This is a genomic window from Pseudomonas sp. FSL R10-0399 (genome assembly GCF_009600165.1).
Classification (GTDB): domain Bacteria; phylum Pseudomonadota; class Gammaproteobacteria; order Pseudomonadales; family Pseudomonadaceae; genus Aquipseudomonas; species Aquipseudomonas helleri.
In genome coordinates this window covers 26,832-51,846 of record NZ_WIWK01000012.1, presented here as the reverse complement: position 1 = coordinate 51,846, position 25,015 = coordinate 26,832, and the positions used below count along the sequence as shown (strand labels likewise).

Genomic DNA, 25,015 nt, shown 5'->3' with positions numbered 1-25,015 from the left:
CGCTGAGGAGTGGGCTTCCATGATTGAAGACTTTTGGAAGGATAAGTACCCAGCTGGGATTGCTGCTGAAATCAATCCTGACGAATACCCAAATATTCAGACGGTATTGCGCCAATCTTGCCAACGTTTCGCCGATAAGCCGGCCTTCAGTAACCTCGGCAAAACCATCACCTACGGTGAGCTTTACGAGCTGTCAGGCGCCTTTGCTGCCTGGTTGCAACAGCACACCGACCTGCAACCTGGCGACCGTATCGCCGTACAACTGCCCAACCTGTTGCAATACCCGATTGTTGTGTTCGGAGCCATCCGCGCCGGTTTGATCGTGGTCAACACCAACCCGCTGTACACCGCGCGGGAAATGGAACACCAGTTCAATGACTCCGGCGCCAAGGCGCTGGTGTGTCTGGCCAACATGGCGCACCTGGCCGAAAAGGTCGTGCCGCAGACTTCGGTCAAGTATGTGATCGTCACCGAAGTGGCCGACATGCTGTCGCCGTTCAAGCGTGTGCTGATCAACAGCGTCATCAAGTACGTGAAAAAAATGGTCCCGGCGTACCACTTGCCGAACGCCATCAAGTTCAATGACATCCTGAGCAAAGGTCATGGCCAGCCCGTCAAGGAAGCCAACCCGATCAGCAGTGATGTTGCGGTGCTTCAATACACCGGCGGTACCACCGGCGTGGCCAAGGGCGCGATGCTGTCCCACCGCAACCTGATCGCCAACATGTTGCAGTGCAAGGCGCTGATGGGCTCCAACCTCAATGAAGGCAGCGAGATCCTCATCACCCCGTTGCCGCTGTACCACATCTACGCGTTTACCTTCCATTGCATGGCGATGATGTTGCTGGGCAACCACAACATCCTGATCAGCAACCCGCGCGATCTGCCGGCGATGGTTAAAGAACTGTCGAAGTGGAAGTTCTCCGGCTTTGTCGGGCTAAACACCTTGTTTATTGCGCTGTGTAACAGCGAGGCTTTCCGCAAGCTGGACTTTTCGCACCTCAAGGTCACCTTGTCGGGCGGTATGGCGTTGCAATTGTCAGTGGCTGAGCGTTGGAAGACCGTGACCGGTTGCCCGATCTGCGAAGGTTACGGCATGACCGAAACCAGTCCGGTGGCGTCGGTCAACCCGATCCAGAACATCCAGGTGGGCACCATCGGGATCCCGATGCCTTCTACCTTGTGCAAAGTCATCAACGATGCGGGCGAAGAGTTGCCGTTGGGTGAAATTGGCGAGCTGTGCATCAAAGGCCCGCAGGTCATGAAAGGCTACTGGGAGCGCCCTGACGCCACCGCCGAAATCATGGACAGCGATGGCTGGTTGAAGTCCGGTGACATTGCGGTGATTCAGCCGGATGGCTACATGCGCATCGTTGACCGCAAAAAAGACATGATCCTGGTGTCGGGCTTCAACGTGTACCCGAACGAGCTGGAAGACGTCATGGCCTCGTTGCCAGGTGTTTTGCAGTCGGCGGCGATTGGTATTCCGGATGAAAAAACCGGTGAACTGATCAAGGTCTTCATCGTGGTCAAGCCGGGCATGACCCTGACCAAAGAACAGGTCATGGCGCACATGCGGGCCAACCTGACGGCTTACAAAGCACCCAAGATCATCGAGTTCCGTGAGAGCCTGCCAACGACCAACGTGGGCAAAATCTTGCGTCGCGAATTGCGCGATGAAGAACTGAAAAAACTGGGCCTCAAAAAGTAACCTCGCCCAGACACAAAAAAGCCCCGCATTGCGGGGCTTTGTTGTTTTTGCATGCTTGCTTTGATGTCTCCCTGTAGGAGCTGCCGAAGGCTGCGATCTTTTAAGATCTAAAGATCGCAGCCTTCGGCAGCTCCTACAGAGGGTGTAACAATTACTTCTGCAGGAACTGCGCGAAATTGACGCCGGTGCCTGTCGGACGCACGTCCTGCAGGAAGGAGTCTTTGTCTGCGCTCAGTTCAAGGCTCATGGTCGGCGTGCGCTTGTGCGTCGCGCGGACCACCATGCCTTCGCGTTTTTCACGCAGGAAAGCGGTAGTGACCTTCAAATGCAGCAACTCATCGGTGCTCGGGGTGTGCAACAGCAGGTGCACCCATTCGTATTGACCGATGGCCAGGCGGGCCAAAGGAATATCGAACCACCAGATGTTCTTGTTGGTGTTCAACGTAGCGAGATGGCAGTTGTTGACGCCCAGTACCGCGCCGCCAAGTTCCTGGTTTCTGCGGGCGATGGCCTGCTTTTTATCGAGTTTCATAACCTTCCTACAATTGCGGATCTTCAGCGCCATAGCCTGAATACGTTGCGCATTCTCAGGGGTTAGCGGGCAAACATAAAGCTCAACCTGCGCTGCGCGACGAAATGAGCCACAGAAAATAAATGAAACTCTGCTCGACGTCTGCGGGTCAACCTAGATGTCGAGAATGACATCCGAACTTTCACTAGGAGAAATCCCATGAGCAGCACTGGCGATAAGATCAAAGGCATGGCGAACGAAGCAGTAGGCAATGTCAAACAAGCGGTGGGTAAAGCCACCGACAACGACAAGCTGCGCGCAGAAGGCAAAGCCCAGGAACTGAAGGGCGAAGCGCAACAGACTGTCGGTAAAGCCAAAGATGCAGTGAAGAACACCGTCGATAAAGCGTAATCGGGTACTTCGTCACCAGCCCTGAAAACGGCCATCCTTGAGGTGGCCGTTTTTATGGGTTTTGCGGTTAAGTATTTCCAAAGTCGCCATTTGAACTACTTTTGAGGTAAAACCCCCGTACTGAACCCGTTGCAGAGGGTGTGTCGAACTCAATTTATAAGCGGCGAAAGGAGACGCTATGATTTTTCCGGTCTTGAATGGCCTGCCGTTAGGCAAAGTGTTGGTGCGTACGGTCAAAGAATTTATCGACGATGAAATGTCGACCTACGCCTCGGCTTTGGCCTATCAAATGCTCTTCTCGCTGTTCCCGTTCATCCTGTTTCTGATCGCACTGATCGGCTTTTTGCATTTGCCCGACTTTTTCAGCTGGCTGCGTTTGCAGTCCGAGCTGGTGCTGCCGCCACAAGCGCTGGAGCAGGTAAACCCGGTGATTGACCAGTTGGAGCAATCGAAGGGTGGCTTGCTGTCTTTCGGTATTGTCGTCGCGCTGTGGACCGCTTCGGCGGGCGTGCGCTTGATGATGAGTGCCATGAACGCCGCCTACGACGTGGTGGAAGGGCGGCCGATCTGGAAGCGCTTTCCGCTGTCGATTTTCTACACCATCGGCATTGCCGGGATGCTCCTGGCTGCTGCCGCGTTGATGGTGCTTGGGCCGCAAGTGATGGGCTGGCTGGCGGGGCAGGTGGGGCTTGAGGAGTTTGTGGTCACGTTGTGGACCATCCTGCGGTGGCCGGTGATTATCCTGCTGATGATGGTGGCGGTGGCGGTCATTTATTACGTGATGCCAGACGTTGAGCAGAAGTTTCGTTTTATTACGCCAGGCTCGGTGCTGGCCGTGGTGGTGTGGATCGCCGCGTCGTTGGGTTTTGCGTTTTATGTGAAAACCTTCGCCGATTACAACGCGATGTATGGCAGCATCGGGGCGATCATTGTGCTGTTGCTGTATTTCTATATTTCGTCAGCCGTATTGTTGTTGGGGGCTGAAATGAACGCTGTTATCGAGCACATGTCAGCTGAAGGCAAAGATCCGGGTGAGAAAACCTTCGAAGAGTCCGACGATACACCGCATGTGTCCGGGCTTGGGCGCGACCACTCCCTTAAATCCACTTCAGATGAAGCCTGATTATGATTCGTGAAATTTTGAAAATGGGTGATGAGCGCCTGCTGCGAGTTGCCAAGCCAGTGCCTCCCGAGATGTTTGATACGCCAGAGCTGTGGCAACTGATCGACGACATGCTGCAGACCATGGAGCACGCCGGTGGCGTTGGTCTGGCGGCTCCGCAAATTGGCGTTGATTTGCAACTGGTGATCTTTGGCTTCGAACACAGTGAGCGTTACCCGGACGCCGAACCCGTGCCGCAAACCATCTTGATCAACCCGCTGATCACGCCCTTGAGCCCTGCAGTTGAAGAAGACTGGGAAGGCTGCTTGTCAGTGCCAGGGCTGCGCGGTGTAGTCGAGCGCTTCGAGAAGATCCGTTACGAAGGTTTTGACCCCAAGGGTGATCCCGTCGTACGCGTTGCTGATGGCTTTCATGCGCGCGTGGTGCAGCACGAGTGTGATCACCTGATCGGCCGTCTGTACCCTTCACGCATCAAGGACTTCAGCAAGTTCGGCTTTATTGAGGTGTTGTTCCCGGAGCTGGCGCCGGGCACGCAAGAGTAGGCTCAAGGCCCATCGCTATCATCGCTTTATTGCGTTGATAGCGAACCAGCCGCTCATGCAGCACATAAGGCAAGTCGACTTCCACGCTAAACCCCAGCCTTTCATAAAAGCCTTGCAACTCGGGGTCGCAGAACAGCCACACCGGTCCCTCGCAGGCGGCCACCGACGCCTTCACCAATGCCCCGGCAACCCCTTGCCCACGCAGCGCGGGCGCAACAAATAACCCGGTCAGCCAATAACCATGAGCAATTGAGCGCAGGCACAACCCGCCAATGATGTCTTGCTGACGTGCAACCCACAGTTGTGCGTCTTTACTGGCCTTCATCGACGACTGATGCGCGCGGTAAAACTTGTTCATTAATGGCCACAATGGCGCTTCGAGCGGGGCGTAAACAATGGCGGTCATGTCGTCCACGGGCGTTAAAAATAAGCGCGCAGTATATACACAGCGCTGAATCATTTAAGTCTCTCGATTTGTATTCGTTTGAGTGTTTATTGGTCATTGGAAAGTGCACTTTGCGAGCTTTTTTGAATATTCACCTTTAAACATAAATTAGCCAGCTAACTGAATCGAGCAGATGCGTGCAGCCCGTGCTGTGCGTTTCGTCGCCCCTTGCTGGCAATTTGCTTGCACCCTGTTTAGGCCTGTCTATGCTTGGAACCATAGGGGCCCGAATATGAAGTGGCTTTTCCCCTGATTCGTTGTAATGCAAACAGCAAGCGTTACATGGGCTGAGGTTTTGTTGTGCCTTGAAAATTACACATCATCACAAGAAAGCATCATCAGGGGTTGAGTCATGTTTAATTCGCGTCGTAAAGCCGACCTGCTCGAGAATCAGCGCTTAAGTTGTTCTTTGGAGGACATGAAGGCCAAGGCATTGGCCGTCAGTCGTTCAATGGCCATCATCGAGTTCACCCCTGAAGGGATCATTCTTGAGGCCAATGACAATTTTTGCCGGGTGATGGGTTATACCGTCGACGAGATTCGCGGCAAGCATCACCGGATTTTTTGCGAAGACGCTTACCAGCGCGGCATTGAATACGCGCAATTCTGGAAGACCCTGGCCAGTGGTGCACCGCTGAGCGGGACGTTCACCCGGCTCGACAAAGCAGGGCGTGAAATCTGGCTAGAGGCCAGCTACATGCCGATCACCGACGCCAGCGGGCAGGTGCTCAGTGTGATGAAAGTGGCGGCCGACATCACCGACCGGGTCAATAAAGAGCACGAAAACCAGAGCATCGTGAACGCCTTGAGCCGCTCCATGGCCATGATTGAGTTTTCCCCTGATGGCCGGGTTATCAATGCCAATCAGAACTTTCTCAACACTGTGCATTATTCGTTGCAAGAGATCGTAGGCCAGCACCACAGTATGTTCTGTCGCCGCAGCGAAGCCGAGTCCGCCGAATACAAAGCCTTTTGGGAGTCGCTTAATCGCGGTGAATACCATTCCAGACGTTTCGAACGGGTCGATAAATATGGCCACACGGTTTTTCTGGAGGCTTCCTACAACCCGATATTCGATGCCAAAGGCCGCCTGTATAAAGTGGTGAAGTTTGCCAGCGACATCACCGCACAAGTCAGCAACCTGCAAACCGCCGCTGAATCGGCCCACGCGACATCAGTGCAAAACGACGCCTGTGCGCAGAAAGGTTCGCAAGTGGTTCAACAAACGGTGCAAACCATCGAGGCTATTTCCAAAGACCTCAACGAGGCCGCTAGCAGTATCGATGCGGTGAGCAAGCAGTCGGAAATCATCGGCAAGATCGTCCAGACCATTCGCGGCATTGCCGATCAAACCAACCTGTTGGCACTCAATGCGGCCATTGAAGCGGCCAGGGCCGGTGAGCACGGGCGTGGCTTTGCGGTGGTGGCTGACGAAGTCAGGAGCCTGGCGGCACGCACCAGTGCGGCGACCATTGAGATTGTCGAGGTGGTGCGTAAAAACCATGACCTGTCGTTGAGCGCGGTAAACAGCATGCAATCGAGCTTGAGCCGAACCGGGCTAGGGGTTTCACTGGCCAATGAGGCGGGGGAGGCGATTCTGGAGATCCAGCAGGGCTCCCGGCATGTGGTCGACGCCATCAGCCAGTTCAATTCAACGTTGCAGATCAGTTGAGGCGCGTGCCCGTGGGAACGGGCTTGCTCGTGATTGAATCGGCGTGGTTTAACGGTAAGACCGCGTCGACAGCATCGCGAGCAAGCTCGCTCCCACGATGCCCTTCTGTTACCGGGCTTATGATTCGAGATGTGCGGTCACACCAAGTCGGTTGAGCGCTTCTCAGCAACCTGCTGCTGGGCGGCAGCCTGTTTGATCGCTTCTTTTTGCTGCATGAGCGCGGTGATCTGGTCTGTAATCGCTTGCTGCTTCTCTGGCGGCATGGCTTTAAAATCGTCTTCTGTCAGGCCCATTTCCTTGAGCAATTGCTCGCGAATCCGTTGCGCCGGTGACTTGCTCATGTAGTCCTTGAACTCGTCGGTGGCCGAGGTCTTGGTCGCCGTGCCTGTGCTTGAAGCGCTGGCCTGCAACATGACCCGTGTTTTGGCGAAAGCCGCGTTGACGTTATCCGCTTGCGCATTGCCGGCCACGGATGCCGGGGTTGCCTGGAGGTTGGTCAGTGGCTGAGCATTCTGCTGGGCCGCGCTGTACAAGGCGCTGGCGGCAGCGTTCGCCGGGTCGAGGTCGGTGCGCTGGGTCTTTTGAATTGCAGACGTATGCTGCGTGTTGATCAACATGAATGTGCCCCTCTAAAAGGTGATGACTATTAGCAGGGCAATAACCGTGCCCAGTTGCAATCACCCATTTTTAAAGGGCCGCAGGCTGGGCGAGGGTGGAGGGGGGCACGGCGAGCGGACAATTCTTGCCGCTCGGCGGCGAACTCAGGTGCTTTCGCGCAGCATCAACTCAAAGCCCATGTCTTGCACCGGCTGTTGCACCTTGTTGCCCGCCATCAAGGTGAGCATCTGCTCGGCGGCGCGACGGCCAATGGCTTCTCGTGGCGTACGAATGCTGCTCAGGCGCGGCACCATAAACTCGGAAGAGGGCAGGTCGTTGAAACCCAGAATGGAAATTTGCTCCGGGATTTTAATCCCGATGCGGGCGGCTTCGAGCAAGGCGCCGTGGGCAAGGTCGTCGTTACCAAAAAAGATCGCGTCCACGTGAGGGTGAGTCGCCAGCAGCTGTAAGAACAGCTCGCCGCCCAGGCCCACGGAAGAAGGACGTGGTGTCAGCACTTCCAGGTCCGGGTTGTACAGCCCGGCCTCCTGCAAGGCGCGGCGATAACCTTCGCCGCGCAACAGCGTGCGCTGGTCGAGTTGTGCACCGATGTAGGCAAGGTGTCGACGCCCGCGTGAGATCAAGTGCTGGGCTGCTGTTTCACCAGCTTTTAACTGCGAGAACCCAACGCAATTAAGGCCTGCACCGGCATCCAGTTCCATCATGTACACACAAGGTGTATTGCTCGCTTCAAGCATGCGCCGTGAGCTTTCAGTGCGGTCAAAGCCGGTCAGCAACAGGCCGCGGGGCTGGTACGCCATGTAGTTGCGCAGCAGGTTTTCTTCTTCCTCGCGGGAGTAGTGATAGTTACCGATCAGCACTTCAAAACCTTTGGGGCGTAAGACCTCGTGGATGGCTTCGAGGGTGTCGATAAACAGCAAGTTGGATAACGAGGGCACCAGCACCACTACCGAGTGGCTTTGTGCCGAGGCCAGTGCCCGAGCGGCAGGGTTGACCACGTAGTTCAGTTCGTCGGCAGCCTGGCGTACTTTTTCGGCCAGCTCTGTGGCCACGCTGCTGATACCGCGCAAGGCGCGGGAGGCGGTAATCGGGCTGACACCCGCCAGTCGGGCGACTTCATTAAGGGTCGGGCGGCCCGTGGTACGGGGGTTTTTATCGTTTTTAGAGGAGGTCATCGGGGCGGCTTGCCAAACAAAAAACAAGTCACTAAGGTAGCGCTGTCCTTGTCTGTCGGCAATTGCCTAATTGTCTGTGGGATTATTCAAGATCTTTGTATGTCGAGAGCGTCACGGCGTCTCCCCATAAAAATGAGAAATAGACGTCGGTAGCCTGGTCTTTGTGCTTTGCTTTCAGCTAGTGAACGCTTTGACTCAGACAGCGCTGTCTACGGACTGAGGTGTTTCATGAACCAACCTATCACTGCCCTGGTCATCATGGGTGTTGCCGGCTGCGGCAAATCCAGTGTGAGCCAGGCGTTGTGCCATCTTAATGGTGCAACGCCGATTGAAGGCGATGCCTTTCACCCGGCGGCCAACATTGAAAAAATGAGCGCCGGCATTCCCCTGACCGATGAAGACCGCTCTGGCTGGCTGGACAGCTTGTGCGATGAACTGCGCACGGCGATTGCCCGTGGCCAGCGCCCGGTGCTGACCTGTTCGGCGCTTAAACTGCGTTACCGCGAGCGTTTGCGTGCCGCCGTTGATGGCCTGGGTTTCGTGTTTCTGGAACTGACGCCGCAAGTGGCCGCTGACCGTGTGGCGCATCGCCCGGGGCACTTTATGCCCAAGACGCTCATCGACAGCCAGTTTGCGGCTCTCGAATCGCCGAGCAAGGAACCCTTGGTGCTGACGCTGAATGCGGCGGCCCTGAACATTGACCAGTTGGCGCTCGCTTCTCATGAGTGGTGGCGTGAACATTCTTTACTGGCAACGTCATGATTTTGTTTCAAAAAGACAGCGCTGTCTGTTTGACCCCAGGCTGTTTATTCGTCGTTGATAACAAAAACAAGGCAGGAGACGCCCCATGCTAGGCATGTCCCAACACACCTTTCTGCTGCTTGATGCAGTGGTGACGATCATCGGGCTGATCGTGCTGATCACTCGGTTCAAAATACATCCCTTTATTGCCCTGATTATCGCGTCGGCCTTTTTGGGCCTGACCACCGGTATGCCGGCCGACCAGATCCTCAAGTCGTTCCAGGAAGGTTTTGGTGGGGTACTGGGCTTTGTCGGGATCATTTTGGCGCTGGGCACGATGCTCGGCAAAATGATGGCCGACTCGGGCGGCGCCGATCAGATTGCCCGCACCCTGATCCGTGCCTTCGGCAAGGAGCGGGTGCAGTGGGCTATGATGTTTGCCGCGTTCCTGGTCGGCATTCCGCTGTTTTTCGAGATCGGTTTTGTCTTGCTGATTCCTCTGGTCTTTATCGTGGCGCGGCGTACCGGCGTGTCGCTGATCAAGATCGGTATTCCGTTGCTGGCCGGTTTGTCGGCGGTGCACGGTCTGGTTCCGCCGCACCCTGGCCCGTTGCTGGCGATTGGCGTGTTCGGGGCGGATATCGGTAAAACCATCCTGTACGGTCTGATCGTGGCGCTGCCAACAGCGATCATTGCCGGTCCGATTTACGGCACGTTCATCTCCAAATACATCCCCGGCAACCCGTCTCAGGAACTCGTCGACCAACTGGCCAGCGAGCCGGAGTCCAGCAGCCTGCCGAGCTTTGGCATCACCCTGGCCACGGTGCTGTTGCCGGTGTTCCTGATGTTGCTGAAGACATTTGCCGACGTGGCGTTACCCACGGGCAACTTCTTCCGCGGCTGGATGGACATGATCGGCCACCCGATCAGCGCGCTGTTGCTGGCGTTGCTGTTGTCGCTCTACACCTTTGGTGCGCGACAGGGGATCGACTCCAAGCGCGTGCTCAAACTGCTCGACGCGAGCCTGGCGCCGACGGCTGCGATCGTGTTCATCATTGGCGCGGGCGGTGGCTTCAAGCAAATGCTGGTGGCCAGCGGCGTGGGTGACGTGATCGGTCACATGGCGGTGCACGCCAACATCTCGCCTATTTTGCTGGCGTGGCTGGTGGCGGCGGTGATTCGTATCGCAACCGGTTCGGCAACCGTGGCGACCATTACCGGGGCGGGGATTGTGTTGCCGGTGGTGGATATGATTCCGGGCGTGAACCGCGAACTGCTGGTGCTGGCAACGGGCGCAGGCTCGTTGATCCTGTCGCACGTCAACGATGCGGGTTTCTGGCTGGTCAAGCAGTACTTCAACATGACCGTGGTTGAGACCTTCAAGACCTGGACCGCGATGGAAACCATCCTTTCGGTGGTCGGCCTGATCTTCATCATGCTGCTGTCGTTGGTGGTTTAAGACGTTCGTTGAGGCCTTCGGCGGCTGTGTAGCAGTTGCCGAAGGCTACGTCCGGCGGCGTAGCCGTCGTAGAGTCAGGCGACTCGATTCTACCAATAAATCGCGTGTCCGGACTTTACGATCGCTTCGCAATCGGACGCAGCCTCGCTCGGCTCGTCAGCTGCTACATAGGCGTAATTGGCTTGTTTAGCTGGCGCTCAAACCGTCCGCGCGGAACATCGCGCGGATACCGCGCAAGGCCTGACGGATACGGTCCTGGTTTTCAATCAGGGCAAAGCGCACATGGTCGTCACCATACTCACCAAAGCCTACACCCGGTGAGACACACACCTTGGCATCGGCCAGCAGTTTCTTGGCAAACTCCAGCGAGCCCATCTCGGCGTAAGCCTTGGGGATCTTGGCCCAGACGTACATCGAGGCTTTCGGGTTTTCGACCATCCAGCCCAACTCGTGCAGCCCTTTGACCAACACGTTACGACGCTGGCGGTATTGCTCGGCAATGTCTTTGACGCACTGCTGGTCGCCTTCAAGTGCGGCAATGGCCGCCACTTGCAGCGGGGTGAAGGTGCCGTAGTCGTGGTAGCTCTTGATCCGCGCCAAGGCGTTGACCAGTTCCGGGTTGCCGACCATAAAGCCGATGCGCCAGCCCGCCATGTTGTAGCTTTTGGACAGGGTGAAGAACTCGACGGCGACGTCTTTGGCGCCAGGCACCTGCATGATCGAAGGCGCTTTCCAGCCGTCATAGACGATGTCGGCGTAGGCCAGGTCGTGAACCACCAGCACGTCATACTGCTTGGCCAGGGCCACCACGCGCTCAAAGAAGTCCAGTTCGACGCACTGCGCCGTCGGGTTCGACGGAAAGCCCAGAATCATCATTTTGGGTTTCGGGATCGAGCCGCGGATAGCTTTTTCCAGCTCTGCAAAAAAGTCCACGCCCGGAATCAAAGGCACCGAGCGCACCTGTGCGCCAGCAATCACGGCGCCGTAGATGTGAATCGGGTAGCTGGGGTTCGGCACTAGTACGGTGTCGCCCTGGTCGAGGGTGGCGAGCATCAAGTGCGCCAGGCCTTCTTTGGAACCAATGGTGACGATGGCTTCGCTTTCCGGGTCGATCTCCACGTTGTAGCGATCGGCGTACCAGCGAGAAATAGCCCTGCGCAGTCGTGGGATGCCACGCGAAGTCGAGTAGCCGTGAGTGTCCTCACGCTGTGCGACAGTGCAGAGTTTTTCAACGATATGGGGCGGCGTCGGGCCGTCAGGGTTGCCCATGCTGAAGTCGATGATGTCTTCGCCACGACGTCGGGCGGCCATCTTCAGCTCAGCAGTGATGTTGAACACGTAAGGGGGGAGTCGATCTATGCGCGCAAAGCGGCGCGGCGAACCTTGGTCTGCCATGTATGCCTCTGATACGTAAGCGCCCGGAACCGTCCGAGCGACGTTGACCACTGCGGTGGTCTGCGGCGAGACAATAAACGGCGTAATGGCCTTTTGTCTAGATGTCTGGCGAGAGAATTTTCTGAAAAATAAGGTTTATTTAGGCGTTTTTCCTATTACCAACTTCGCGTTTTGCCAAAGGCTCGTTTTAACGGGGGGCCGGTCAAGCCGCAGGCTTTGCCTGCAAGGGCGTGAGAGGCAACACCAAACGCCGCTCACCCCGATAGGCTTCGCCGCGCTCAGACCAGCCCTGGCTTAAGTAAAAAGCCAGGGCTGACGTGTTGTCCGGGCTCACCGACAACATCAACTGACTGACGTCGGGCCAGTAGTGCTGGATGTCCTGCGTGAGCAAGCGCAAACAGATTTTGCCCAGCCCTTGGCCTTGCACTTGCCTGTGCACCTGCAAGGCGTGCAGCGTGGCGCTGCCGGCGTCAGCCCAGTGCGCCAACAGCGGATGCCGCTTGAGCAGCATAAAGGCCACAGGGCGTTCATCGATTAACAGGGCAAAGCCTCTGATCCCCGGATGGCATTGCGCGGGCAATGAGTACAAGGCGCATGCGATGTCACCACTGAACGGTAACTGTTCTGGCAGCACCTCAATGCCGAGCAGTTGCTCGCGCTGCTCAGCGTTAAGGTCTTCGTAGGGGCAGAGGCGGGTCATGCTAGGCGTCAGGGGGCAGGGAAAGCGGCATGGTAAAGGTGAACGTGGTGCCGTGCAGTTCGTCCGACATCACACTCAAGCGGCCATTGTGAGACAGGGCAATCTGGCTGGCAATGTACAAACCCAGGCCAAGACCGGCTTGCGGGGTGTTGCTGGCAGGGCGCGAGTAAGGCTGAAATAAATGCTGCAGCGCTTCAACTGGAATCGGCTGGCCCTGGTTAGTCACGCTTAGCGCAAACAGTGCGTTTTGCGTCGTCCCGGTGATGTGCACCGGACCTGTGGCAGAGCCATGGGCGATGGCGTTTGCAAGCAGATTGGATAGCAGCTGAGCCAGGCGGCTGCTGTCACATTCAATGCTTTCTAGCGAGCCGATTGCCGAGTCGATCTGCCGCTCAGGGTAAATATGGCGGACTTCCGAGATCACGTGTTCTAGCACTTGCGCGAGGTCCGGGCACGGGCTCAGTAGCACCGGGATCCCGCTGCCGAGCCTTCCACGGGCGAAATCCAGGACATCCTCGACCAACTGCGAGGCGCGCAGGCCGCAGGTTTTGATGTGTTGCACAAGATCGTGGGTTTGAGGGTTCGGGTACTTGCAGAGCAAGCGATCAGCCGCAGTCGTCATGGCGAACAACGGGTTGCGCAGGTCATGGCCGAGCACTGCAATAAACTGCTCGCGCAGCTCTGCGTGCTCACGGGCCAGAGCCAGCTCTGACTGCGCCTGTTCCAGGTTTTCTTCGGCTTCGATCTGCAGCGAGAGCAGGCGCGAAAAAGACTCCAGTGTGGCCTGGATGGAGGTGTTTTTAAGGGTCGCGGGTTCAGGATCCAAGGCGCACAGCGAGCCAAAGAAGCGGCCGTCGGTGCGGTACACCGGTATCGTGAAGTAGCTCTCGAACCGGTAGATTCTGGGCGTTGGGTGGTCGTGGTACTGCGGGTCTTCGCTGGCTTTGTCGATGAGAATGGGCTGCTGCGAGTTCATGCTTTCAAAGCACAGCGTCGTGACCAGATCCAGTTCGCCACCGGGTTTCAAGCCAAACCCCAAGTTGTCGAGCACGGCGCAGGCTGTCCAGCTGTTAGGTGTCACCCGGGCAACGGCAGCAAAGCGCATGCCGGTCATTTCAGTAACGACTTGAAGGATTGCCGGGACTGCGCTGATCCGGTTAATCGTGGCGATATCCGCAGCGGCACTTGGCCTCATAGAAGAGAATCTCGGCTTGAATGTTATAAAAAGATGATTCTAGCCAGTCTGGGAATACCGGTACAAATTTGTATAAATATTGTATGCATTTGCTCGCCTGACCCCTGTAGGAGCCAACTGCCTCGCGATCTTTTAAAAGGTCAAAAGATCGCGAGACAAGCTCGCTCCTATAGCAGGCGATGGACAGCGGGAATCAGGTGTCTTGTTTGTCTTGCAGGACTTCGGCTGTTTTGGCGTCCATGTCTACATCCCACTTCACGCCTTTGGTGTCGCGCAATTCAACTTCATACACCAGCTTGCCGTAGGAATGGTCCAGCTCGGTGTCGAGGATGGTCGCGCCGGGGTGCTTGTCCAGCGCCGCTTGGTTGAGTTTCTCAAAAGCGGCAATTTCGCCCGACTTGAGCAAGCCCGGAATATGGTCAGGGCGCACATCGGCTTGAGCCAGGCCGGCAGTCAGGGTCAGGGCGGTAGCGGCGAAGATGACGTTAAGTGCTTTCATGGTTAATCCCTCTGGGGTGATCTGTTTAGGTGGGATCAGAGTAACCATGGCAACTTAACTCATCCTTAATTTTGCCCTTTGCCTGAAACCAAAGGTGTGACGTACCCTTTGAGTCATTAGCGTCCCCGTCAGAGGGATGAGCATTCACCTTGTGTGTAAACCATCGTTTCCAGAGAGAGGTTTACCATGCGCATCACTTCGCAACTCATCTGCCAGGCCGCCGACGATCTCCACGGTTTTGTCGGATTCAATCGCAAGACGCAGCAGTACATCGTACGTTTTAGCGAGGACTCATTCGGGATGGATGTTGCCGACGACGCCATCACCCCCACCAGCGAGTTTGTCTGGCAAGCCGTCGGGGCCGACACCATGACCCTCAAGCGCGAGTTGATTCAGTTGTTGCTGGATCAAAATATCGACGATCGCCTGAACATCACAGAACCCTTGCGGGTGTACATGCGGCGCGAAGATGTACCGGAAATTTCAGCGGTGCGTCGCTGCCTCAGCTAAGGCTCGCCCAGCACGGTGTTTGCCAGCAGGTCGCCAGAGCCAATGCTGATTTTATTGCGGCCCGTGTTCTTGGCGATGTACAGCGCCTTGTCGGCCTCGTTGAGCCACATCGAGGCGTCGGTGAAGGCCGCCTGGCATGAGGCCAGCCCGATGCTCAGGCTAAAGCGCAGCTCGGGTGCATCGGGGTAGCGAAAGTCGCAGCAGCGGTGGCGCAGACGCTCCATGATTTCTTGCGTCTGCGCCAGCGAGCGGTTGGGCAAAATCACGCAAAACTCATCGCCGCCATAACGTCCGGCCAGATCTTCTGCGCGCAGGTTTTCCTTGAGTGCAATGCTGAACTGGCGCAGCACGCTGTCGCCGACAATGTGCCCGTAAGTGTCATTGATACGCTTGAAGTGGTCGATATCAATCAGCGCCAGCGTGGCGTCTGCGTGAGTGTGCTTGCAGGTATGGAAGCTGAGTTGCAGCAGGTCTTTCCAGGAGCCGTGATTGAGCAGGCCGGTCAGGCTGTCGGTACGGCTGAGGGCGCTGAAGGCGCGCTTGTGCGCGGCCAGGGTGGTAGCCATTCGATAACTGATCATGCCCACGGTAAACGGGTAGAGGATCAGAATGGGCAGGCACGCATAGAGTTGTATCGATGTGGTCTCAGGGTTGAAGGCAATCCCGAACATCAGCCATGAGATGACAATGCCCACGCATTGCGCCACGAGCCCGCGGAGCAGCATTTTTGCACCGCCGACCGCCACGTTGTTCATGGTCATCATCGACACAATAATGATGGCCGGCAGAGGATTGAACTGCAGGGTGGCAGCCCAAAAGCCGCCCAACACAGAATCCATCAATATGTTGCGGCGTTCAGCACGATACGGGTATGGCGAGCGGGAAGAGCGCAAGTAGGCCAGTTGTGGCCAGGCAAAACCCGAGGCGAAGAACAATACCCAGACCCAGGTGGGCATGTTCAATGGGTACAGAGCAGGCATCACGCACAGGCAACCAATTCCCAGGCCAAAGGTTCGCGGCACATAAATGCGCCGTGAAAATGACAAACCTTTACCTCTTTGAGTGTTCATAGGTATCTGCGCAAGGTGTTGAGGCACGGAATGCCACACCCGCTCGTTAAACACAGACGTGTCGGTTTAACGTGCAGGTAATGTCGATCATCGATGCTGGCATTCTGCCTGAGCTTTAAGGGGAATAACCTTAAAACTAACACTTGGATGTTAGAAAATGACGATTGACCTTCTACCGCCCAAAAAACCAGCGTAATAATTGCACTTTGTCTTCTGGAGTCTTTGAAGCATGCCAATCGAGTCTTCGACAAAGTCTGAGCTTAAGCCTGCCGAGCAGCATCAAGGTAAGTTTCGAAATCAGGGTGTCAGGCCCGCCGCAAGCTTGGGCAAAACCTTGGGCATTTTTTGGAAGATGCTGTTCCAAAAACCTTCAAACACTCGGCCCGCCGCAGCGATCCCGGTCACCCCGTTGAGCCGCGAAGCGTTGGATAAAGCGCCTGACTTCAGTGTGTTCCGGCTGGGGCACTCCACCTTGTTGCTCAAGCTCAAGGGCAAATTCTGGCTGACCGACCCTGTGTATGCCGAGCGTGCTTCGCCGTTTCAGTGGGCGGGGCCCAAGCGTTTTCACGCACCGCCGATCACCCTGGATGAACTGCCACCGTTGCAAGGCGTAATCCTGTCGCATAACCACTACGATCACCTTGACCAGAAAACAGTGCTGCAACTGGCGGCCAAGACCGAGCACTTTTTGGCCCCGCTAGGGGTGGGCGACCTGCTGATCAAGTGGGGCGTGCCTGCAAACAAAGTACAGCAACTGGATTGGTGGCAAGAAACACAACGTGACGGCATTCGATTTATCGCCACACCGTGCCAGCATTTTTCGGGTCGAGGGTTGTTTGACCACAACGAGACCCTGTGGGTGTCGTGGGTCATGATTATTGATGACGTGCGGATTTTCTTCAGCGGCGACTCTGGCTACTTCGACGGTTTTAAACTGATCGGTGAGCAGTTTGGCCCCTTTGATCTGACCCTCATGGAAACGGGGGCCTACAACGTTGACTGGCCCGATGTGCATATGCAGCCTGAACACAGCCTGCAAGCCCATATCGACTTGAAAGGCCGATGGTTGCTGCCGATTCACAACGGCACCTTTGATTTGGCCTTTCATGCCTGGTACGAACCGTTTGAGCGCATTGTGGCGTTGGCAGCAGAACGTAATGTGCTTATCTCGACGCCTGCCATGGGTGAAGCCTTTAACCTGATGCAACCCCACAAAGGCCGCGCCTGGTGGCTTGGCGTGCAAGCCACCGACGAAGTGCCGGCCAAACAGGCCAGCCTCTGAGGTGCGGGCGGTTTACTCGATCAGGGCAAAGTCCTCCCGGCCCATTGGGTCGGGCGTGGTGCCGCGAAAGTTACTGGCCCAACTTGGCGCAAAGCCCGGGAAAAACACCAGGCCTTCGGCTTCAAGGGAGTAAGCCAGGGCCAGGAGAGTGACATCGCGCACCCGTTCGGAGGCTTCAAACCGTTGAATGGCCGGCACCGAGACCTTTGACTTGTCGCTCAGTTGTTCGAGGCTCCAGCCGAGCAGTTCCCGGGCTTGCGCACAGTGCAGCGGGGTGAATTGGTTAATGATGATGCGTTCAAACGTGTTGCGCATGGCTGAGTTGGGCATGGGGAGATCTCCAGGGCTGAGTCAGTGCTTGAAAATATACTGTGTTTTTATACAGTTGTTTTCGAGGTCGATCAAACTCATTTTTTGAATCAGTGCGGTCGCAGAGAACCCGTGATTCAAGCCCGTTTGCGCGGTAAGCAACGGTCGAAAACTTCGATATAAACCATTCTGCGCAGCCGGTGTTGCCTCGCAAGGCTCTTCAACAACGACAGGGCGGGCGATGTTTTTGTAGGAGCGAGCTTGCCTCGCGATCTTTTGATCTGGCCTTGAGGTTTTACGACTGCTGCGCAGTCGGACGTAGCCTCGCAGGCTCGTCAACTGCTACAGGGGGCGACATCTTGAAAACAAAAAAGGGCCACCTCGCGGCAGCCCCTTTTATCAGCAGTCAGTTCAAGCCAGGGATCAATCCCAGCTCAACGCGCCGCCAGTCTGGTACTCGATCACCCGCGTCTCGAAGAAGTTCTTCTCTTTCTTCAAGTCCATGATTTCGCTCATCCATGGGAATGGGTTGGTGGTGCCCGGGTATTCTTCTTTCAGGCCGATCTGCGACAGGCGGCGGTTAGCGATGAACTTGAGGTAGTCCTCCATCATGGCCGCGTTCATGCCCAGTACGCCGCGTGGCATGGTGTCACGCGCGTATTCGATCTCGAGCTGAGTGCCCTGCAAGATCATCTGGGTCGCTTCTTCCTTCATTTCAGCGTCCCACAGGTGCGGGTTTTCGATTTTGATCTGGTTGATCACATCGATGCCGAAGTTCAGGTGCATGGATTCGTCACGCAAGATGTACTGGAACTGCTCGGCAACGCCGGTCATCTTGTTGCGGCGACCCATCGACAGGATCTGGGTGAAGCCGCAATAGAAGAAGATGCCTTCCAGAACGCAGTAGTAGGCGATCAGGTTGCGCAGCAGTTCTTTGTCGGTTTCAACGGTGCCGGTTTCGAACTTCGGATCGGAGATCGAACGGGTGTACTTCAGGCCCCAGGTTGCCTTTTTAGCGACCGACGGGATCTCGTGGTACATGTTGAAGATCTCGCCTTCATCCATGGCCAGCGATTCAATGCAGTACTGGTAGGCGTGGGTGTGGATCGCCTCTTCGAACGCCTGGCGCAGGATGTACTGGCGGCATTCCGGGTTGGTGATCAGGCGGTACACGGCCAGCACCAGGTTGTTGGCAACCAGGGAGTCAGCAGTAGAGAAGAAGCCCAGGTTGCGCATCACGATGCGACGCTCGTCGTCAGTCAGGCCTTCCGGGTTTTTCCAGAGGGCGATGTCGGCGGTCATGTTGACTTCTTGCGGCATCCAGTGGTTTGCGCAACCGTCCAGATACTTCTGCCAGGCCCAGTCGTACTTGAATGGTACGAGCTGGTTAAGGTCGGCACGGCAGTTGATCATCATTTTTTCGTCAACGGCAACGCGAGCGCTGGCGCCTTCGAGTTCTGCCAGGCCTTCAGCGATGTCGAGCTTGTCCAGGGCTGCTTTGGCGCGCTTGATCGCTGCCGAGTCGGTAGCGGTGACAGCACGGGCTTCCTGGGCCGCAACGCCGCCAGCTGCGTCCAGGCGGTCCATGTTGGCTTCGGTTGCGTGGCCTGCGTTGGCGCCTTTAACAGCGACTTCGCCTTCGTCTTCTTTGTCGAATTCGTCCCAGCTCAGCATGACGTGTCGTCTCCTGCGTGAGGGCCTTGTGCCCGTGTGGTAACACTGATGGTTTGGTTTGCACACGGCCCATAGGCCACTTGGATCTAAGAAATGTTGCTGCAGTAGCGGTTTACGCACGCATAAACATGAATGTGTTCGGGGCCGACCCGCTGTCGCTCGGGGGATGCAGTAACGATAGCATCTCGCCCTGGCCTTTAAAGCCGGAGCAGCTTGGTGGGCAGCCCGCTCAGGGTGTTAGCACCCTTTGGAGGGCCGAAGTATACGGGGTTTGTACAGGGTATTTCAGCCAGTTTTTTTTCGGCCGATGCGACGAAATGACCTAAATTTGGCCTGGACTTCAACGCAGTGGCGGCCGGGCACGGCTTTCCCGGCTGAGGACCGGTCGCCCGTTTTTTTCATGAGCATGTGCGTAAGCGTGGGAGGGGGCAGCCGATATCTGTATAGATCTATGTAGTGCCTGTCCAGGCGGTAAGACTCGTAAGGTCTTTTTCATCAGGGCGCGTGACGTGGATAACGCGTAACTGCCCATCCATGAGACGGTCGCCAAGATGAGTCAAACAGTACCGTTAAAGTATTACTCGGAAAATTTTATAAAATCGGACTTTGAGCGATGTACGAATTCGGCGCTTGCTGATGGACTGATCACCGGCGTTGAAAAAATCTGGCTTCAACAGGCCTTGGGGACTTATGCGGTCAATACAGTGCCTGCGATTGCCCCGCTGTATGTGAGTCAAGTAGCGTTAGCGCGAGCAGATGACCAACCGGAATATTTACGCGGGGCATTTGTACTTGCTACCGGGGTGCTACCTTCGGACACTTATTATTTTTATACTTTAATGACGGGGCTTCATAAGTTTCTGAGCTGGGCTGATTTAGTCAGGGCTATAAATAAACAGTTTATTATGAATGATAAATCCCCTCTTTTACACTGTGTTCCTTTGGCCAGTCGGCATGCTTTATTGGGCGACGATGTGATAAATGTAACGTTGTTGCCGCTGGAGCTACCCATTTTCAAGACTCTCAGCCAACTCTTTGAACGCTCATTGGGAAATGATCAGTTTGTCGTCCATCAAGTGGTGTCGTACATACCTTCAATTCGATCTGTTCTATTTGACAGACTGAAGTTTAAGCAGGAAGAAAGAAGGCAGGCTACTCCGGCAGACTGTGCAGGGAGTGTTATTACGAGTGAAATGACAATTAATAGCTCTTTGGTGGATTGGGCGTTCGAATATTATTTGAAAAAAGCGCTGCCCAAGCATGAGGGCTTTAGCTATGCGCCCCGTTTGCCCTGCGGCAGTGAACGTGGCAAAAGCAGTGCTGAGATAGAGTTAGAGTTTGTCAGTTTTCTCCACGACTCTACCCATGATCTGGTGAGCACGTTTAGTAAGGCCATAGGCCAATACTGGAATGAGTCACGAGGATTTTTCCCCAGCTTAAAGGTATGTGTGCATGACACTTTGAGTGAGCGTCTATATAGCAGTCTTATGCAGGCGCAGCATGATGGAACACTCTCTGCCCTGGACGTAAAACAGTTGCAAGAACGTATGCAAGGCGTTGATGTGTCACACGTAGAGCTTGCGTTGATACACCTTAAGCAAGCAGCGGATGCCCCCGTTGAGTTGGTAGCTTGGTACGGTCTTTTTATTGGCGGTGTCGATGGTCGATTCGTTGTGATGGGGGACCGGGGGCTGGAAGTATTTAACAATTGGTCGCATTTTCAGCGTGTCACATCCCCTCGCTTCAACGTGTTGCTCCCCAAGGAAGCCGAGAGCGGCCCGCCGTTGCCTGATGATTATCTGAGTCGGTATGTAGCGCGAGCGGACAGTGTTCGGTGGAGCGCTTCAAACCCTATCAGCATGGGGTATACCGTGTTGCATGACGATTTGTACGCAGCACTGGAATCTCAGATTTATAAAAAAGTGCTATCCGATATGGAGTACTTAATTGAGTGGTTAGAAGTTAAGCGTATTTATGTAGACTCTTTAACATCTGCGGATTATGCAAGTACCGCATTGGCCGTGCTGGACGATGCGCTCAATATAAAGACATTGCTGAATCCTGATCAATCCATCCCCTTTGACAGTTATCGTTGGAGTTCCCGATTTTCACTGGGTGAAACCATGGCTGAAACAACCGGTGAATTGCTTGATCAGCTTAACGTTCCGATTGATCTCATTCGGCTGCGTATTGAGACGTTGGAGCAGGCGGTAACAACAAAGCTATCAATGTTTCCCACCGTGAGCGACTTCTGCAAAAAAAAGTTGGCTGAGCTTTGGCAGCTTAGTGGGCGAGACTTACTTGACCCTGGCAATGTTTCGGTAAGCATTATGGGTCCAGAATCTAACGCATCCTCAGCAGACGTGCCTGCCATGCCGTTGGTTGATGCATTTTTAGAGCATGTGACGGGAAAACAACCTTTACCTGCCGAACCCGCGCGAGTCCGGTTTGAGCGGGCAGCAGGGGCGGCAGGGCAGGTCGCGTATTTTGCTGCGGATGAAAATCTTGTTCTTCATGGTGTCTTGCTTAAGTTGGCCGGTGATTTTGCCAGCCAATTTGAACTGTACCTTGAGCGGTCCGTCTTTAAAGATCAGTTACCAGCGGGTAATACGTTGCTGGATGATCTGGTGCAACTGAAGTCTCAGCTGTTATGGGCGGGTGGATACTACTTTTTTGGTCATGACAAACGGCTTGGTCAGCAGGACGTTGGTTGTTTGACAGCGCTGCAGACGTATAGAGTCCGATCGAACCGACCGTCCTATTATTATTTTGTGCCTGATGTCTACCGGATATCGGTGAATGTTAAGAGCACCAATTTTACGGCGTTTCTAGAAAACTGTTTTTTGATTACCGAGAGGGGCGGGCTCCAGCCAGCCTGCGCGGGACATGCTATTTTTTGGTCCCCTGCACGACAGTATGAAGCATTTAATTCAGTTGATGAATGTCGCGCTGTATTACGACAACGTATTCTGGATCCTGTTGATTATGTAGAGTTGACAGGCACTATTAATAGTCTTCAGCGCGCCGCTATTCTTGAAAGCAAAGCGTTGTTGAGTACGACCGATGATTTGTTTTATTTTTCTGTTGTTGAGGGGGACTACTTGCTTGAACTGGAGAGTAGCCGTCTGCAACACCATCTTGATGACGCGCGACGTGCTTATCATCAGGGCGTTGTTGCGAAGGTTTCAAGTCAAGAACTTCAAGACCGTGTCGACAACTATATTGTCGCCGTTGAGGCCGGTTTTAACGTGGCATCGTTACTGCTGCAAGCCGATACTGTGCTGTTTGAATCCGCCCTGCCTGAGGTGCTGGCCCACGCCACAATGAAAGAAAAATATGACTATTCGCGTATTTTGCAACGTTATCGTAATGCGGTGGTTGATGATCGCGATTATTTGCATGGCATTGTGGGCATTGACGAGTACACGTTCAAAGCGCTTAAAAAGCAACTGGCTCTGGACTTTCCAATGCAGTCGTTGGACCCGGAGGCCGTTAATGTCATTATCACTCAAACGAGTTCGCCTGGCTGGTCAGGAGAAATTGCATCGCTGGGTAGTGCAGTGTCCAGTACAAGTCAAACATTAAGCGCGTATGCCTTGCGCGGGTTCGGGCAATTGACAGGCCATCTGACTTTTTCGGTGTCGGGGAACGTTTCACTGCCAAATGGCTTTAATGAACACTATGTAAAATCGTTAGTCCGAAAATTAAACGTAGGTGAAGAATATCGCACCTTGCTTGAGAATAAGTTAATAGTGGATGCGGAGGAGTCTAGCGGTCGCTTTAAGTTATTTTGTGCTCAGTTACCGCCACAGATGCTGGAAATAGCATTTCGGGATAAGTTAAAAGGGGTGCTCAGTGAAAAGGCTTACTGCTACCTGGAGCATGTTCTCAATATGCCTGATGCAATGGCGCGGGAATTGTTTGAAGGTCATCGTATCGTTATGCGCCCACTTGCTATCCGGTCCAGTCCCGATGCAGTGCCTGATGAGGTCAGTGGGGTATACCTGGTCGGGCCTGATGCCAAGGCGGTTGGCCCACTGATTGTGGTCGTCATGTACAGTCGTGAATATTCAATTAAAGAGTACCCTGATGAGGCGAGCTTTATAGCGGATATCATCAATCGGGAAGTTCTGCAAACTCAACTATTAGGTCGCCTGAAACCGTGGCAACGCAAAATATACGCGAATGGCGGTTTTAAAGAGCCGCATATTAATTATATTAGCCAAGATTTTTTCAGTGTTGATCTGTTCGTGACGCCGGCACCCGTGACGATTTCGCAGGCTGACTACACGGGGAATTTACTCTCAAAAATGTATAAGGATAATTGCCAGCAGTTACTGGGCATGGCGAAATCTCAATCGGTCACCACAGCTGAGAAAGATTGGGCTTCTTTCAAGGAGCTGCTGTCATTGGTTATGGCAACTGCGATCCAGTTTATGCCCGCGCGGTTGGCTATCCCTTTGACAATATGGCAAACCCGAGACACCTTGAAAGCGGCAGCCAGTGCTGCGTCCCAGGCCCACTGGGGGGAGGCCGTGACCGAATTTGTGACCAGCCTGTCGATGCTTTTGACGTCAAGACAGCCCAGAGCATCAGAGCGCAATGCGGGCACTACTGAAGTCAAGTCCTTAGACTCAGTTTATGGAGCACCTGCCGTATCCGAGGGGGCGGGTGGGCAATCACGGTGGACGGCACAGTATGAATCAGCACTTGAGCCCTACATAGAGCATGCCGTTTCATTATCAGAGTTAAAGCATGACCCGCTAACCGATATCTATCAGAGTGTATTGACTGAAAAATATTACGCGGTCGTTCTCGGCAGAGTATTTCAAACACAGCTTTTGGAAAGGCGCTGGCGGATTTACATCGGTGCTGATCAGGACGGACCTGCCTTGCGTCGCGACAGCGCATCTGGCCGTTGGGATGTCGACGTCAGGGAGCCGCTGGCTGGCGGCGGTCCGATACTCAGCAGGCATGCACCACCGCGTGGTGGGTATGGCTTCATTAAAGATGCTGTTGGCATGGCCCAGATTAGAGCGCTTTATCCAGGCAAGGCAACGGCCCTCCAGGAGGCCCATCAACGGGCGATTGCTTATCTGAATGAGGGGCGCGATGTGCTCAGGCATATTTTTGAGAATGACGTGACTTCGCTGGCGCATGCTGCGTGGTTGAGAGATTTTCTCGGCGTTTCTCGCTTGAGCTTGGTCCAAACCCGAAAAATAGATTCAGTAATCGGTCTTATTTTTAACCGCTTGATCAAACCCTCCATGAGCCCGATAAGTTCAAAACGGTACGTAGTAGGGCGTGGCCATATTTATGGCGCTGAGCGCATTGCTTTTGTGAATATGCTGGATAAACGTAAATATATTTATTTATCAGACGCTTTTTTTAATACCCCATTGGATACCCGTCTGGCCGGGACGATGGACGAGCTTAAAACGACTGTGCCGCCCTTTGATTTCAATGGTCACTTCAGAGCGGTTACGATGATTCACGAATTAAGCCATCAAGTCGCGGGTTCAGAAGATATTGCTTACATGAACTCGGCTCTTCCGTTTGTTGAACTGTTGAAGGATGTTGTGCCAGTAACGTTCAGTTCGGCAAGCAGAAACAGGATCATGCAGGCCCGGGCCTTGTCTGCACTGACTCCCCGTCATGAGTTGTTCAAGATGCAAGATTCACAACTTATGCCCAGGCAGGATGTCGGCTTGCGAGTGTCTGAACATATTATGAAATTGACGGGCGCACTGACGCTGGATAATGCGCGGGACATATTCATCAATGATGAGTTAATGCGCGCAGAAGTCATTCTTTCGAATGCCGACTCGTTGGCGCTGATCATCAGTCGATTGGGCGGGGGGCGGGAAAACTATAGCGTGATCGGGCTTGTGCCTTAGTATCTCTCGCTGAACAAAAAGCCGCGGCGGGCTGCACTGTATTCAATGTGCGCCCTGCCGCATATCGCTGGGGGAT

21 protein-coding genes and 1 pseudogene are annotated in these 25,015 nt (G+C 54.7%); 11 read left to right on the top strand and 11 right to left on the bottom strand.

The features are described from left to right. Positions 1-19: 19 nt before the first annotated feature. On the top strand, positions 20-1,711 hold the full coding sequence (fadD1, locus tag GHO41_RS05640; protein ID WP_153433135.1) for a long-chain-fatty-acid--CoA ligase FadD1: 1,692 nt from the start codon (positions 20-22) through the stop codon (positions 1,709-1,711). A 151-nt stretch (positions 1,712-1,862) separates the two neighbouring features. Here the strand turns inward: fadD1 and GHO41_RS05635 are convergent, their stop codons facing one another. After that, a complete protein-coding gene (locus tag GHO41_RS05635) occupies positions 1,863-2,243 on the bottom strand; it encodes a hypothetical protein (protein WP_153433134.1) in 381 nt (126 codons plus the stop codon). Between the two features lie 198 nt (positions 2,244-2,441). Here GHO41_RS05635 and GHO41_RS05630 point away from each other — a divergent pair, with 198 nt between their 5' ends. From GHO41_RS05630 to def, 3 genes are all read left to right on the top strand, one after another. Then, complete coding sequence (locus GHO41_RS05630; RefSeq protein WP_048367915.1) at positions 2,442-2,633, top strand: CsbD family protein; 192 nt, start codon at positions 2,442-2,444, stop codon at positions 2,631-2,633. 178 nt (positions 2,634-2,811) lie between these two features. Beyond that, complete coding sequence (locus tag GHO41_RS05625) at positions 2,812-3,756, top strand: YihY/virulence factor BrkB family protein (RefSeq protein WP_048367914.1); 945 nt, start codon at positions 2,812-2,814, stop codon at positions 3,754-3,756. Positions 3,757-3,758: 2 nt separating this feature from the next. Continuing rightward, a complete protein-coding gene (gene def / locus GHO41_RS05620; protein ID WP_048367913.1) occupies positions 3,759-4,298 on the top strand; it encodes a peptide deformylase in 540 nt (179 codons plus the stop codon). On the opposite strand, the gene GHO41_RS05615 is transcribed toward def, so the two are convergent. After that, positions 4,252-4,704 carry a GNAT family N-acetyltransferase gene (locus tag GHO41_RS05615; RefSeq protein ID WP_153433133.1) on the bottom strand — a complete coding sequence of 151 codons (453 nt, stop codon included), beginning with the start codon at positions 4,702-4,704 and terminating at the stop codon, positions 4,252-4,254. The two genes, def and GHO41_RS05615, sit on opposite strands and share 47 nt — an antisense overlap. 391 nt (positions 4,705-5,095) lie before the next feature. On the opposite strand from GHO41_RS05615, the pseudogene GHO41_RS30655 reads away from it, so the two are divergent. Then, a pseudogene (locus GHO41_RS30655) lies at positions 5,096-5,863 on the top strand (PAS domain-containing protein); the annotation flags it as partial. Then, positions 5,843-6,415 (top strand): methyl-accepting chemotaxis protein, encoded by a 573-nt coding sequence (locus GHO41_RS30650; protein ID WP_241486389.1) that lies wholly within the window; start codon positions 5,843-5,845, stop codon positions 6,413-6,415. The pseudogene GHO41_RS30655 and the gene GHO41_RS30650, both read left to right, overlap by 21 nt. Positions 6,416-6,552: 137 nt before the next feature. Here GHO41_RS30650 and GHO41_RS05605 read toward each other — a convergent pair whose 3' ends face one another. Together GHO41_RS05605 and GHO41_RS05600 are read right to left on the bottom strand one after the other, a co-directional pair. Then, positions 6,553-7,032 carry a hypothetical protein gene (locus GHO41_RS05605; RefSeq protein ID WP_153433132.1) on the bottom strand — a complete coding sequence of 160 codons (480 nt, stop codon included), beginning with the start codon at positions 7,030-7,032 and terminating at the stop codon, positions 6,553-6,555. A 144-nt stretch (positions 7,033-7,176) separates the two neighbouring features. Further along, entirely contained in the window at positions 7,177-8,208 is a 1,032-nt protein-coding gene (locus tag GHO41_RS05600; protein ID WP_153433131.1) for a LacI family DNA-binding transcriptional regulator, read from the bottom strand. Positions 8,209-8,436: 228 nt separating this feature from the next. Here GHO41_RS05600 and GHO41_RS05595 point away from each other — a divergent pair, with 228 nt between their 5' ends. After that, positions 8,437-8,970 carry a gluconokinase gene (locus GHO41_RS05595; RefSeq protein ID WP_048367908.1) on the top strand — a complete coding sequence of 178 codons (534 nt, stop codon included), beginning with the start codon at positions 8,437-8,439 and terminating at the stop codon, positions 8,968-8,970. 85 nt (positions 8,971-9,055) lie between these two features. Continuing rightward, positions 9,056-10,408, top strand: a complete 1,353-nt coding sequence (locus GHO41_RS05590; protein ID WP_153433130.1) for a GntP family permease — start codon at positions 9,056-9,058, stop codon at positions 10,406-10,408. Between the two features lie 186 nt (positions 10,409-10,594). Here the strand turns inward: GHO41_RS05590 and alaC are convergent, their stop codons facing one another. The 4 genes from alaC to GHO41_RS05570 all read right to left on the bottom strand — a co-directional run bounded on the left by alaC (position 10,595) and on the right by GHO41_RS05570 (position 14,197). Beyond that, entirely contained in the window at positions 10,595-11,803 is a 1,209-nt protein-coding gene (alaC, locus tag GHO41_RS05585; RefSeq protein WP_123749785.1) for an alanine transaminase, read from the bottom strand. 202 nt (positions 11,804-12,005) lie between these two features. Continuing rightward, on the bottom strand, positions 12,006-12,503 hold the full coding sequence (locus GHO41_RS05580) for an N-acetyltransferase (protein WP_153329595.1): 498 nt from the start codon (positions 12,501-12,503) through the stop codon (positions 12,006-12,008). 1 nt (position 12,504) lies between these two features. Next, the gene (locus tag GHO41_RS05575) at positions 12,505-13,698 is read right to left on the bottom strand and encodes a GAF domain-containing sensor histidine kinase (RefSeq protein ID WP_153433129.1); all 1,194 of its coding nucleotides are present in this window, start codon (positions 13,696-13,698) and stop codon (positions 12,505-12,507) included. 193 nt (positions 13,699-13,891) lie between these two features. Next, a complete protein-coding gene (locus GHO41_RS05570) occupies positions 13,892-14,197 on the bottom strand; it encodes a PepSY domain-containing protein (RefSeq protein ID WP_048385414.1) in 306 nt (101 codons plus the stop codon). Positions 14,198-14,383: 186 nt separating this feature from the next. Here GHO41_RS05570 and GHO41_RS05565 point away from each other — a divergent pair, with 186 nt between their 5' ends. Further along, positions 14,384-14,707, top strand: a complete 324-nt coding sequence (locus tag GHO41_RS05565) for a DUF2025 family protein (protein ID WP_048367896.1) — start codon at positions 14,384-14,386, stop codon at positions 14,705-14,707. On the opposite strand, the gene GHO41_RS05560 is transcribed toward GHO41_RS05565, so the two are convergent. Next, entirely contained in the window at positions 14,704-15,777 is a 1,074-nt protein-coding gene (locus tag GHO41_RS05560) for a diguanylate cyclase (RefSeq protein WP_048367894.1), read from the bottom strand. The two genes, GHO41_RS05565 and GHO41_RS05560, sit on opposite strands and share 4 nt — an antisense overlap. A 229-nt stretch (positions 15,778-16,006) precedes the next feature. On the opposite strand from GHO41_RS05560, the gene GHO41_RS05555 reads away from it, so the two are divergent. Then, positions 16,007-17,059: an MBL fold metallo-hydrolase gene (locus GHO41_RS05555; protein WP_153329598.1), complete on the top strand. Its 1,053-nt coding sequence runs from the start codon at positions 16,007-16,009 to the stop codon at positions 17,057-17,059. 12 nt (positions 17,060-17,071) lie between these two features. On the opposite strand, the gene GHO41_RS05550 is transcribed toward GHO41_RS05555, so the two are convergent. Continuing rightward, positions 17,072-17,389, bottom strand: coding sequence for a helix-turn-helix transcriptional regulator (locus GHO41_RS05550; RefSeq protein WP_048367892.1), 318 nt, complete (start codon positions 17,387-17,389; stop codon positions 17,072-17,074). A 402-nt stretch (positions 17,390-17,791) separates the two neighbouring features. After that, positions 17,792-19,042, bottom strand: a complete 1,251-nt coding sequence (locus GHO41_RS05545; RefSeq protein WP_048367891.1) for a ribonucleotide-diphosphate reductase subunit beta — start codon at positions 19,040-19,042, stop codon at positions 17,792-17,794. Positions 19,043-19,593: 551 nt separating this feature from the next. On the opposite strand from GHO41_RS05545, the gene GHO41_RS05540 reads away from it, so the two are divergent. Then, complete coding sequence (locus GHO41_RS05540; protein WP_153433128.1) at positions 19,594-24,939, top strand: dermonecrotic toxin domain-containing protein; 5,346 nt, start codon at positions 19,594-19,596, stop codon at positions 24,937-24,939. Positions 24,940-25,015 lie beyond the last annotated feature (76 nt).